This window comes from Ensifer sp. Root558 (assembly GCF_001427045.1).
Classification (GTDB): Bacteria; Pseudomonadota; Alphaproteobacteria; order Rhizobiales; family Rhizobiaceae; genus Ensifer; species Ensifer adhaerens.
Genome location: NZ_LMGC01000033.1, coordinates 300,780 through 312,160 on the forward strand (window position 1 = coordinate 300,780; position 11,381 = coordinate 312,160).

Below are 11,381 nucleotides of genomic sequence, written 5' to 3' on the forward strand. Positions count from 1 at the left end.
AAGGCCACCAACAGGGTTCGAGCCGATCACGGATCGGCCCGATTGCAATGATCGCCGGGGATCGATTCCGACGCCCGGGGATCGATTTCGACACCCAGGGGGATCAGAGGTCGATGATCGTGCCGCGGCCGTCGTTCCAGATGCGCATCTCGCGCTGGCTCTGGGTCGCACCTGCGGCAGCCGGGCGCGCGGTGGCGCGGGCAGGCCTGAAATTCAGCCGGGTGGCAATGGCGCTGCCGACCACGACGACGGCGGCGATGCCGGCCAGTGCCAGCGCCAGCGAGGCGGTAAGCACAAAGGCCGCGAACGTGATGGTCAGGGCTGCGGCCGTAAAGAGAACAGAGCGAATGCTTTGCATAATCGTCACCTTTCTGATGGCGATGTGGGGGCGCGCCTTCGGACTTGCAAGAGGCGGGCTTTCGAAAGGGGTGCGGCGGTTCGCCTCGTCTTGCGGAACGCGGCAAAGGCGGGCACAACTGAAGCATGAACAAATCGAGCGAACATCACCCTGTACGCCTGCGCCGCTCGGTGCTTTGCGTGCCGGCCGACAATGCCCGCGCGCTTGCCAAGGTCGCGGAACTCGCGACGGATGTCGCGATCTTCGATCTCGAGGATGCGGTAGCGCCCGAGCGCAAGGTGGAAGCGCGTGCGGCGCTTGTGCAGTATCTGACGGCGAGCCGGCCGGATTGCGAGATTGTCATTCGCATCAATGCGATCGGCTCCGACTATGGTCAGGGCGATCTTGCTGCGGCGCTTGCGGCCAATCCCGACGCCATCCTGTTGCCGAAGGTCGAAAGCCCGGCGGATATCCAGGCGGCGGCCGACTGGCTCGACGAGAACGATGCGCCGGAGACGCTGCGCCTCTGGGCAATGATCGAGACGCCACGCGGGGTGATCAACGCGCCGGCAATCGCCGAGGCCGGCCGTACCTTCAGTGGCAGGCTCGATTGTTTCGTCGTCGGCCTCAACGACCTGCGCAAGGAGACCGGCGTTCCGGATCGTCCGGGCCGGCCCTATCTCATCCCCTGGCTGATGCAGATCCTGCTTGCCGCGCGCGGCGGCGGGCTCGATGTCATCGACGCCGTGTTCAACGATTTCCGCGATGGTGCCGGTTTCGACGAGGAATGCCGGCAGGGCCGCGACATGGGCTATGACGGCAAAATGCTGATCCATCCAGCGCAGATTGGCCCGGCGAACGAGCGCTTCGGCGTCGATCAGATCGCCGTCGACGAGGCGCGCGCGATCATCGCCGCCTTTGCGCTGCCCGAAAACGTCGGCAAGGGCGTCATCAACCTCAGCGGGCGGATGGTCGAGCGGCTGCACCTCGACCAGGCCGTCACGCTTGCCGCCAAGGCGGACCTCATCGAAAAACGAAAGACAAGATCTTGAAACTCTTCTGCTTCCTGACCGGCCCTGACGACGCTTCCTTCTGCCACAAGGTGACGGCGGCGCTAAACCAGGGCTGGAGCCTGCATGGCTCGCCCACCTATGCTTTCAATGCCGACACGCAGCACATGCAGTGCGGCCAGGCGGTGGTCAAGGAGGTCGAAGGCAAGGAATACACCCCGGATATCAAGCTGTCGGAGCAGTAGTCGAGGCTGTTTGCCGTCGTGCAGGTTTGCCCCTCTCCTCGGGTTTAGCCCGAGGACTAACCCTCTCCCTGCAGGCGGGGCGAGGGGACGCGGTTGATGCTCACAATCGGCGTGTGAGGCCTGCTTTCTGGAATCGGTCGTGCTCCGATTGGGATGCGTATCGCGAGTTTCCTTCGCCCCGCCTGCGGGGAGAAGGTGCCGGCAGGCGGATGAGAGGCTTCCTCACCGCGCGATGATAGGCAAATGAAGTGTCAGCCGCCGACGTGCTCGACGCTGGCCTCGATCCGTTCCATGTCGTCGTCGGAGAGGCCGAAATGGTGGCCGATCTCGTGGATCAGCACGTGGGTGATGATGTCGCCCAGCGTCTCCTCGTTCTCCGCCCAATAGTCGATGATCGGGCGGCGGTAGAGGGTGATGCGGTTCGGAAACTGGCCGGTTTCCATGGTGAAGCGTTCGCTGATGCCGCGGCCTTCGAAGAGGCCGAGCAGGTCGAAAGGCGTTTCCAGCGCCATGTCCTCGAAAACGTCGTCGCTCGGGAAGTCGGCAACTTCGATGATAAGGTCGGTCGTCAGCTGGCGGAATTCCTGCGGCAGGTGGCCATAGGCCTCCAGCGCAAGCTGCTCGAAAGTGGTAAGCGTCGGTGCGTGGCGTTCCCGCCAATCATCGGTCTGGTCAATGCGGGCCATAGGCACTCCTTGTTGCCCTCCATATAGCGATTTTGCCTTTGTTTTTCGAGTGTTGAATTCCTTGACCACAGGGACAGGAATAAATTCTTAGAATTGGCTGTTGACTCATTTAGGAAGCTCTGGAATCTAATAGAACATAACATGAACATTCTGATGGGAGTTGACCGTCATGGCCGACACAGCCGTGCAGCGGGAGACGGTACTTTCGCTCCGAGAAACCATAGCCAGGATCGAAAACCGTCGGCTTCCGGGCGTCGTGCGCGCCGCCAAGGCGGCCGATCCCGGCGGCTTCCGTCAACGGGAAGAAGACGAGCCTGGCCGCAAGGCGCTGGCGCTCGGCGTTCCCGATCTGGACGATCTTCTCGAAGGCGGCCTGCCGCTCGAAGGCATGACGGAAATCCGCAATGCCGAGACGCGCGATGCCGGTGCAGCCGCCGGTTTTGCCGCAGCACTCAGCGTGCTCTGTCAACGGGCGCGGCTTGAAAAGGGCGAGCCGGCCGCCCCCGTTCTCTGGATCAGCCAGTCGATGGCTTCCACCGAGGCGGGCATGCCCTATGGGTTGGGTCTGAAGGCCTTTGGTCTCGATGTCCGCGGCCTCGTCTTCAGCCTGCCACGCACGATAAAGGATGCGCTCTGGATCGCCGAGGCCGCGCTTTCCGTGCCGAGCTTCTGTGCCGTCATCCTTGAAATTCGCGGCAACCCGGCTGCCCTGGCACTCAGCGAGAGCCGACGCCTGCATGTGCGCTCGCGCGCTGGCCACGTCCCCCTTCTGCTTCTGCGCCAATCCGGACACGAGGAGGCGAGCAGCGCCTTCTTCCGCTTCCTCGTCGAGCCGGCACCGGCGCGTGAGCGACCGCTACCGGATGGATCGATGCTTCGCGGCAGCATCGGCCATCCCGTCTTTCACGTCATTGCCGAGAAGAGCAGGGCTCCTGCGCCGCTCGGCTTCTTCCTGGAGTGGAACCCCCATGACCGCCGCCTTTACCCCGTCGAGCCCCTACCAGCCGCTGCTGCGGCAGATCCAGAATCAGCGCATTCTGTCGCTCGCCTTTCCGCATCTTCCGGCCGATCGGGTCGCGCGCAAGCGCTGGGGGAACTCGTGGCTTTCCCGCGGGCGTCCTGAGCATCCGCCCGTCGTCTTCGCCGACAAGGTGAAGAGCGCAATGCGTCTCGTTGCGCTCGATGGTTTCGCTGAAAAGCGTGGGTTTCATATCGGCCAGGGTGTCGCCGAAGCGCGGGCCATGTGTCCCGAGATCGACGTGCTGCCGGCCGATCCCGCCGCCGACCGGGCGCTGCTTGCAGGGCTGGCGGCCTGGTGTTGCCGCTACACGCCGCTCGTCGCGCTCGATGGCGACAGCGGCCTCTTTCTCGACATCACCGGCTGCGCCCATCTTCTCGGCGGGGAAAAAGCGCTGCTCGACGATCTGCTCGCTCGCCTCTTTCATCTGGGGGTCGAGGCCCGGGCGGCGATCTCTTCGTCCGCCGGGCTCTCCTGGGCGGTGGCGCGTTTCGGCTCCGACGCTATCCTTGCCGAGGACGAGGCGGTGCGAGCGCTGGCACCCTTGCCGATGGCGGCGCTGCGGCTGCCGCAGGAAACGATCGAAACACTCGGCCGGGTCGGGCTCAAGCAGATCGGCGACCTGATCGAGGCGCCGCGCGCACCGCTCGCCCGCCGGTTCGGCGCAACCCTGCTTCTGCGTCTCGACCAGGCGCTCGGGCGCGAGGACGAGCCGCTGTCGCCACGGTTGCCCGTCGCTGCCCTTTCGGCAGAGCGGCGGCTCGGCGAGCCGGTCCAGGGTGAAGACGATATTTTGGGCCTGACGGAAGAACTGGCGTTGCGGCTGAAACCGGAACTGGAGAAGCGCGGCGAGGGCGGGCGCCTGTTCGAACTGCTGCTTTTCCGCGTCGACGGTGCGGTCTTTCGCATCGCCGCCGGCACGTCCTCGCCGCTCAACGAGCCGCGTCGCGTCGCGGGTCTCTTCCGCGAACGCCTGCAGGCGGTGCACGAAGATCTCGATGCCGGCTTCGGCTTCGAAATCCTCAGGCTTTCGGTGCCGAAGAGCGAAAAATACGAGGTGATGCAGGAGGATTTCTCTGGCACGCCGGATCGCGAGCGTCCGCTTGCCGCCTTCGCCGACCGGGTCATGGCGCGCTTCGGCGCAGAAAGCCTCATGGTGCCGGCGCTCTCGGAAAGCCATGTGCCGGAGCGGGCGGCAAGCTTCCGGCCGCTCACGGATCTGGCGCTGATCGGCAAGGCAGAGGAACCGGGTAACAACATCCCGGCGCCCCTGCTTGCTGCCGCCGCCCGGCCGCAGCGGCTCTTTCCAAGTCCCGAACCGGTGGAGGCGGTGGCCGAAGTGCCGGAGGGGCCGCCGAGAAGCTTTCGCTGGCGGCGCACATTGCACCGTATCGCGCGCGCTGAGGGGCCGGAGCGGATCGCCGGCGAATGGTGGCTTGATGGCGAGCCGGCGCTGGAGCGTGATTATTTCCGGGTGGAGGACGATAGCGGCCGGCGGTTCTGGCTGTTTCGCGAGGGGCATTATGGCGCGAGCGCTCCGCCGCGCTGGTTCATGCATGGAGTCTTCGCATGAGCGACGCTACCCCCTATTTCGAGATCGGTGCCTGGTCGAATTTCTCCTTCCTCGAAGGCGCTTCCCATCCGGGTGAGATGGTCGTTGCGGCGAGCCGCCTCGGTATTGGCGGCCTCGGCATTGCCGATCGCAACACGGTCGCCGGCGTGGTGCGCGCCCATGCGCAGGCCAAGGTGGAGAAGTCGGCTTTCCAGCCCGGTGCGCGGCTCACCTTTGCCGAAGACCTGCCCGACGTGCTCGCCTATCCCTTAAACCGCCGCGGCTGGGGCAATCTCTGCCGAATGCTGAGCGCCGGAAACCTGCGGGCCAAGAAGGGCACCTGCACGCTCTACGAGACCGATCTCATCGAATGGGGCGAGGATTTGCTTCTCGCGGTGCTGCCGGGTCCTGTCATCGGCGCGCCGGAGGCAACCCTGCTTGCCGATTTTCTCAAGCGACTGAAACCGCATTTCGCCGATCGGCTCTATCTGGCGCTGGTGCCGCGTTACGATGGCTTCGATCAGTTCGCCTTTGCCGGGCTTGCAACCATTGCCCGCCATGCGTCGGTCAGGCTCGTCGCCACCAACAGTCCGCTGTTTCATGCCGCCGGCCGCCGGCCGCTTGCCGATGTCGTTACAGCCATCCGCGAGCATGTGACGATCGCGACCGCAGGCTATCGGCTGCATGCCAATGCCGAGCGGCATCTGAAGACGCCCGCCGAAATGATCCGCATCTTCCGCGACTATCCGGAAGCGATCGCCAATACCGGGCATTTCTTCGAGAGGCTGAAGTTCTCGCTGTCGGATCTCGAATATCAATATCCGGATGAGAGCATTCCGGGCGAGACGCCGACGCAGACGCTGCGGCGGCTGACGATGGAGGGCGCGCGCGAGCGTTATCCCGAAGGAATTTCCGAACAGGTTTCCAGGCAGATCGAATACGAACTCGGCCTGATCGCAGAGAAACGCTACGAGCCCTACTTCCTGACAGTGCGCAACATCATGCAGTTCGCGCGCGGCGCCGACATCCTGTGCCAGGGCCGCGGGTCGGCGGCGAATTCCACCGTCTGCTATTGCCTTGGCATCACCGAGGTAAATCCACTTAAGACCACCCTGCTCTTCGATCGCTTCCTTTCGACCGAACGGGACGAGCCGCCGGATATCGACGTCGATTTCGAGCATGAGAAGCGGGAAGAGGTGATCCAGCATATCTACCGCACCTACGGCAAGGAGCATGCGGGACTGACGGCGGCTGTCATCAGCTACCGGGCGCGCTCGGCCGGCCGAGAGACCGCCAAGGCCTTCGGGTTCTCAGAAGACGTGCAATCGGCGCTTGCCGGTTCCGTCTGGGGCTGGTCGGTCGCCGATCTCTCGGAGCGCGAGGCGCAGGCGGCCGGGCTCGATACGAAGGATCCGACGACGGTGAAGGTGCTCGATTACGCCACCGAGCTGATGAGTTTCCCGCGCCATCTTTCCCAGCATGTCGGCGGCTTCGTGATGACCCGCGACCGGCTCGACGAGGTGGTGCCGATCATGAATACGGCGATGCCCGACCGCTACATGATCGAGTGGGACAAGGACGACCTCGACACGCTGAAGATCCTGAAGATCGATGTACTGGCGCTCGGCATGCTGACCTGCATCGCCCGTGCCTTCAAGCTTCTCGACCGGCATTACAACGAGCAGAAAACGCTGCATCAGCTCTTCAAGGATGACCAGAAAGACGTCTACGACATGATCTGTCGCGCCGATACGATCGGCGTCTTCCAGATCGAGAGCCGGGCGCAGATGAGCATGCTGCCAAGGCTGAAGCCGCGCATCTTCTACGATCTCGTCATCGAGGTGGCGATCGTCCGGCCCGGGCCGATCCAGGGCAACATGGTGCATCCCTATCTGAAGCGGCGGGAGCAGCGGGATAAAAAAATTCCCATCGAATATCCAAGTCCTGAACTGGAGGCCGTGCTGAAGCGAACGCTGGGCGTGCCGTTGTTCCAGGAGCAGGCGATGCAGATCGCGATTACCGCCGCAGGCTTCTCGCCCGGCGAGGCTGACCAGTTGCGCCGGGCCATGGCGACCTTCAAGCGCACCGGCACCATCCATACCTTCCACGAAAAGATGATCGAAGGCATGGTCAGGAACGACTATCCGCGCGATTTTGCCGAGCGTTGCTTCAAGCAGATCGAGGGTTTCGGCGAATACGGCTTTCCCGAAAGTCATGCCGCGTCCTTTGCGCTGCTCGTCTATGTCTCGTCCTGGCTCAAGACCTATTACCCGGATGTCTTCTGCGCGGCGCTCTTGAACTCGCAGCCGATGGGGTTTTACGCGCCCGGTCAGTTGGTGCGCGATGCGCGCGAGCATGGGGTCCGGGTGCTGCCTGTCGATATCAACCACTCGGTCTGGGATGCGGATCTCGAAGAGGGGGGGCTCGACAAGAGGGCCATCGAGCCGCGCCACCGCGAGATGGAGACTGTGATCAGGACGACGAAGGCGATGCGCCTCGGCTTCAATTCGATCAAGGGGCTGAACCAAAGGGAACTCGAGGACAAGCTCGTCGCCAATAGGGGGGCCGGTTACGGATCGGTTCGCGATCTCTGGCTGCGCTCCGGCCTCTCCCGTTCCGCGCTCGAAAGGCTTGCGGATGCGGATGCCTTCCGCTCGATTGGGCTCGATCGTCGCAAGGCGCTCTGGGCGGTGAAGGCGCTCGACGAAAAAAGTGCGGCCGAGCGGCTGCCGCTTTTCGAGGGGGCTGCGAGAGAGGAGTTGCGGCCGGAGCCCGCGATGATCTTGCCGGAGATGCTGGCAGGCGAGCAGGTGATCAACGACTATCGTTATCTCTCCTTCTCGCTGAAGGCGCATCCGGTCTCCTTCCTCAGAGACACGCTTGCCGCGCAAGGGATCGTCCAGAGCCGCATGCTTGCGACCGCTCCGGTCGGGCGGCGGGTGACCGTTGCCGGGCTGGTGCTCGTCCGCCAGCGCCCGGGTTCGGCCAAGGGCGTCATCTTCATGACGATCGAGGACGAGACCGGTGTTGCCAATGCGATCGTCTGGCCGAAGGTGTTTGCGACCTATCGGCCGGTGGTCATGGGTGCGCGTCTCGTGAAGATCCGCGGCCGGCTGCAGCGCGAAAGCAGCGTCATCCATGTGGTCGCCGAGCACATCGAGGATATCACGCCGATGCTCGGGTTGTTGCGCAAGGAAGCGCGGCGGTTCGGCGCAAGCGAGCGTGCCGATGAGGCACTGAGACCGACCGGCGACGCGCGCATGAAGCGGGCGCAAGGCGACCAGCGCCTACCGATCCCCCGCCATTCCGGCAGCAGTTCCAGCAACCCGGATCGAGCGACAGCCGAGGTGGCCGACGTGATGCCGAAGGGGCGCAATTTCCATTGAAAGCCCGACCCGGCTTTGCTGTCTCCCGATTGTGTGGGGCGGTTTGGCGAAGGGACGGCCAGATACGTCGGAGGGATTCCATGGAATGCTTCCGGCGCGGGGTCATGGGCAGGGTTTCCCGCCGTCGCGACCGGAGGTGTGTAAAAATGTCGCAGGCTGTGCGCCTCATGACCCATTCAGGGTTTGCAGGCGCAGTCGCTCAGGAATCTCTAAAATTCTGAAAAGGCGAAGTTTTTTGTCAAGTTTAGAGTCGTTCTAATCCACCCGCAACTTCCGCTCGCGGAGTTTTTAGTTGACACTAAATGTCCTGTTTTGCTTTATGCGCTGATACAGGGCGTTGCGTACGACAGGCGAGACGACATGCTGGTTTGCAGCTGCAATTTCATCACGGAAAAAGAGATCGAGGACACGATCATTGGTCTCCTCGACGAGGACTGTTGGCAGCTGATCGTGCCGGCGAAAGTCTACCACGCGATGGAAAAACGCGGCCGTTGCTGCGGCTGTTTCCCCAATGTCGTCGACATCATCATCCGCACCACCGAGCAATATCACGCGCACCGCGACTCGACGGACGCAGAGATATTTGATTTCATGACCCGCCTCAGACAATTCCACGACGACAACCGGAGGGCGGATCTTGAAAGGCGACAAAAAAGTCATCGAGCAGCTTAACGAAGCGCTCTATCTCGAACTCGGTGCCGTCAACCAGTATTGGCTGCACTACCGCCTCCTCGAAGACTGGGGCTATACGCTTCTCGCCAAGAAGGAGCGGGCCGAATCCATCGAGGAGATGCAACATGCCGACAAGCTCGTCGCGCGCATCATCTTCCTTGAAGGCCATCCCAACCTGCAGACGGTCGCGCCGCTGCGCATCGGCCAGAACGTCAAGGAAGTGCTGAAGGCAGATCTCGCCGGCGAATACGACGCCCGCACCGCCTACAAGAAATCCCGCGACATCTGTCATGCCGCCGGAGACTACGTCTCCATGAAGCTCTTCGAAGAGCTGCTTGCCGACGAGGAAGGCCATATCGACTTCCTCGAAACCCAGCTCGAGCTGCTCGACAAGATCGGCGAAGAGAAATACGGCCAGCTCAATGCCGCTCCGGCCAACGAGGCCGAAGCCGACTGAGCCTGGTAAAAGCTTGCAAACATAAAGGCCGGCGATATCGCCGGCCTTTGTCGTTTCAGGAACGGGCAGGTCCGGTTCACGGCGCCAGATGCGCGAAAGCCGCAACCACTTCCTCGTAGACCTTGCGCTTGAACGGCACGATCAGCTCCGGCAGGTCGCGCATCGGCTTCCATTCCCAGGCGTCGAACTCCGGCTCATGTCCGCCCGGCGGCGGGTTGATGGCGATCTCGTTTTCCTCGCCTTCAAAGCGGAAGGCATACCAGCGCTGCGTCTGGCCGCGATACTTGCCCTTGAGGCCGATACCGATCAGATGTTCGGGCAGGTCGTAGTTGATCCAGCCGGGCGCTTCGGCCAGCAGCGAGACGGTGCTCATGCCGGTCTCTTCGTAAAGCTCGCGATAGGCGGCCTTCAGCGGATCCTCTCCCTTGTCAATGCCGCCCTGCGGCATCTGCCATTGCTGCGGCGAGCCGTCATATTCGGAATTGCCGACGGCGATACGATGACCGGCCCAGACGAGGCCCGCCCGGTTCAGCACCATCACCCCGACACAGGGGCGATAGGGAAGGTCATCCGCCTTCAGTTTCTTGTCCTTGCTCATCGGCTGCCTCTTCTGTGCAAACGTTCATTGGTCCCGTGGGGACGGCTTTAAGCTAGTTCTGTTGCGGATCCTTGACGAGCGCGGAAACGCCGACGATCTCGATGCCGCGCCCCTGCGCTTCACCGATCCAGGAGGCAATCGCGCCGACGCTCTCGTCGAAGGCAGAAGCGACGCCAATGGCGGTACCGTTGCGGCGCGCGATGCGTTCGAGTTCATCAAGCTTCTTCAGGATCGCGTTGCGGCTGAGTTCGCTGTCGAGCGTCAGGTCGGCAAAGCCGTGCGGCACGTCGAAGGCGCCGGCAAGCTTGCCGGACAGCGACTGCGCCGAGGTGCCATCGTCGAGGAACAGCAGGCCGCGCTTGCCGAGATCGCGCATGACCGGCTCCAGCGCATCGGCATCGGACAGGAAGCGGCCGCCAAGATAATTCATGACGCCGGTATAATTGGTGATCTCGGCGAGGTTGCGGTGCAGTTCCGCGAGGTTCTTCTTTTCGCCGAGGCCGACGCGCAGCGCATTGGGGCCTGGATCGTTGGCCGGATAGTCGAACGGCTCCATCGGAAGCTGCAACAGGATCTCATGGCCGCTGCGGCGCGCTTCCTGCATCCAGCGCTGCAGGCTGTTTCCAGCCGTGGCAAAGCCGAGCGTCACCTCACCCGGCAGGTCGCGGATCGCCTTCTGGGTTCCCGTCTGGCTGAGGCCGAGCCCGCCGACGACAAGTGCGATGCGTGTGCCGCGCGCGCCCGACCAGGGGCGCGCATATTGATCGAGCGGCCGCAGCCCGTCGGGACCGATGATCGGCAGGCGTCCGGCGGGGCTTTCTTCCAGCAGGTCGTCATTGGGCATCGCCGCCATGCGCGGATCCTGGCCGCGGATCGGACCGACATTGATGAGGGCCGGTCCCTTGCCGTCGCGGCTGCGCGGCGAGAACGTCGTGACGGTGGAGCCGTCGTCGGTAAGCGTGCGCTCGACATCGGCGCCGGAATAGGCCGTTCCCGGTGCCATCGTTCCGGAGCCGACGCCCGTCTGGCCGCTGGCCGGGTTGGATGCCTTGTCGCCTGGGCTCTTCGCTTTCTCGGCCGTTACGACCGGCGATGCGGAATCACGCCGCAAACCGTCCGGCGAAAGCGTGTTCCAGGCGGAAATGCCAATCACCGCGGCGATGCAAAGGCCGGCAAGAGAAAACCCGAGCGTTCGCTGGGGATTGCGCTTCGACACTGGCTTGGCCCGCCGGTTCTGGCCGAGCGGAGCATTGAGATCAGTTCCCAAACGAAGCCTCGGTCGAGCTGTGGGATGTTGCCGCTAGAGCGAGGCCGGCGCCAGGACGCGTGCCGATCCTCTCCCGTCGCACGCCGTATGCCTTCGAAAGAATCAGTGGCCGCGGCAGCGCTTGCTAACCCTATAATTTAGTGGCGAAGGCTT

At 63.3% G+C, this 11,381-nt stretch carries 11 protein-coding genes; 7 read left to right on the forward strand and 4 right to left on the reverse strand.

Translation table 11 applies throughout. From position 1 onward, the window contains the following. Nucleotides 1-103 precede the first annotated feature (103 nt). Nucleotides 104-358 carry a hypothetical protein gene (locus tag ASD63_RS25385; RefSeq protein WP_034802715.1) on the reverse strand — a complete coding sequence of 85 codons (255 nt, stop codon included), beginning with the start codon at nt 356-358 and terminating at the stop codon, nt 104-106. A gap of 125 nt (nt 359-483) precedes the next feature. Here ASD63_RS25385 and ASD63_RS25390 point away from each other — a divergent pair, with 125 nt between their 5' ends. Both ASD63_RS25390 and ASD63_RS25395 read left to right on the forward strand, forming a co-directional pair. Further along, nucleotides 484-1,389, forward strand: a complete 906-nt coding sequence (locus ASD63_RS25390; RefSeq protein ID WP_034802712.1) for a CoA ester lyase — start codon at nt 484-486, stop codon at nt 1,387-1,389. Next, nucleotides 1,386-1,592, forward strand: a complete 207-nt coding sequence (locus ASD63_RS25395) for a DUF1737 domain-containing protein (protein ID WP_060530000.1) — start codon at nt 1,386-1,388, stop codon at nt 1,590-1,592. Before ASD63_RS25390 ends, ASD63_RS25395 begins: the two co-directional genes overlap by 4 nt. Nucleotides 1,593-1,843: 251 nt before the next feature. Here ASD63_RS25395 and ASD63_RS25400 read toward each other — a convergent pair whose 3' ends face one another. Further along, nucleotides 1,844-2,278, reverse strand: coding sequence for a metallopeptidase family protein (locus tag ASD63_RS25400; protein ID WP_034802708.1), 435 nt, complete (start codon nt 2,276-2,278; stop codon nt 1,844-1,846). A gap of 169 nt (nt 2,279-2,447) precedes the next feature. Between ASD63_RS25400 and ASD63_RS35520 the strand changes: the two genes are divergently transcribed. The 5 genes from ASD63_RS35520 (at nt 2,448) to bfr (ending at nt 9,363) form a co-directional block, all read left to right on the forward strand. After that, complete coding sequence (locus ASD63_RS35520; protein ID WP_034802706.1) at nt 2,448-3,401, forward strand: hypothetical protein; 954 nt, start codon at nt 2,448-2,450, stop codon at nt 3,399-3,401. Further along, nucleotides 3,316-4,869 carry a DNA polymerase Y family protein gene (locus ASD63_RS25410; RefSeq protein WP_244495302.1) on the forward strand — a complete coding sequence of 518 codons (1,554 nt, stop codon included), beginning with the start codon at nt 3,316-3,318 and terminating at the stop codon, nt 4,867-4,869. The genes ASD63_RS35520 and ASD63_RS25410 overlap by 86 nt, the downstream gene beginning before the upstream one ends. Next, complete coding sequence (locus tag ASD63_RS25415; protein ID WP_060530001.1) at nt 4,866-8,234, forward strand: error-prone DNA polymerase; 3,369 nt, start codon at nt 4,866-4,868, stop codon at nt 8,232-8,234. The genes ASD63_RS25410 and ASD63_RS25415 overlap by 4 nt, the downstream gene beginning before the upstream one ends. A 360-nt stretch (nt 8,235-8,594) precedes the next feature. Next, nucleotides 8,595-8,906, forward strand: a complete 312-nt coding sequence (locus ASD63_RS25420) for a (2Fe-2S)-binding protein (RefSeq protein WP_034803108.1) — start codon at nt 8,595-8,597, stop codon at nt 8,904-8,906. Then, on the forward strand, nt 8,872-9,363 hold the full coding sequence (bfr, locus tag ASD63_RS25425) for a bacterioferritin (protein ID WP_034802698.1): 492 nt from the start codon (nt 8,872-8,874) through the stop codon (nt 9,361-9,363). The genes ASD63_RS25420 and bfr overlap by 35 nt, the downstream gene beginning before the upstream one ends. A 76-nt stretch (nt 9,364-9,439) precedes the next feature. Here the strand turns inward: bfr and ASD63_RS25430 are convergent, their stop codons facing one another. Together ASD63_RS25430 and ASD63_RS25435 are read right to left on the reverse strand one after the other, a co-directional pair. After that, a complete protein-coding gene (locus ASD63_RS25430) occupies nt 9,440-9,961 on the reverse strand; it encodes an RNA pyrophosphohydrolase (protein WP_034802695.1) in 522 nt (173 codons plus the stop codon). A gap of 52 nt (nt 9,962-10,013) precedes the next feature. Continuing rightward, nucleotides 10,014-11,228 carry a divergent polysaccharide deacetylase family protein gene (locus ASD63_RS25435; protein ID WP_034802692.1) on the reverse strand — a complete coding sequence of 405 codons (1,215 nt, stop codon included), beginning with the start codon at nt 11,226-11,228 and terminating at the stop codon, nt 10,014-10,016. Nucleotides 11,229-11,381: the final 153 nt, after the last annotated feature.

What these genes read in the sequence shown, in the direction of transcription:
- ASD63_RS25430 (WP_034802695.1), bottom strand. Translation starts at nt 9,961, where the DNA reads ATGAGCAAGGACAAGAAACTGAAGGCGGATGACCTTCCCTATCGCCCC.
- ASD63_RS25420 (WP_034803108.1), top strand. Translation starts at nt 8,595, where the DNA reads ATGCTGGTTTGCAGCTGCAATTTCATCACGGAAAAAGAGATCGAGGAC.
- ASD63_RS25385 (WP_034802715.1), bottom strand. Translation starts at nt 358, where the DNA reads ATGCAAAGCATTCGCTCTGTTCTCTTTACGGCCGCAGCCCTGACCATC.
- ASD63_RS35520 (WP_034802706.1), top strand. Translation starts at nt 2,448, where the DNA reads ATGGCCGACACAGCCGTGCAGCGGGAGACGGTACTTTCGCTCCGAGAA.
- ASD63_RS25390 (WP_034802712.1), top strand. Translation starts at nt 484, where the DNA reads ATGAACAAATCGAGCGAACATCACCCTGTACGCCTGCGCCGCTCGGTG.
- ASD63_RS25415 (WP_060530001.1), top strand. Translation starts at nt 4,866, where the DNA reads ATGAGCGACGCTACCCCCTATTTCGAGATCGGTGCCTGGTCGAATTTC.
- ASD63_RS25400 (WP_034802708.1), bottom strand. Translation starts at nt 2,278, where the DNA reads ATGGCCCGCATTGACCAGACCGATGATTGGCGGGAACGCCACGCACCG.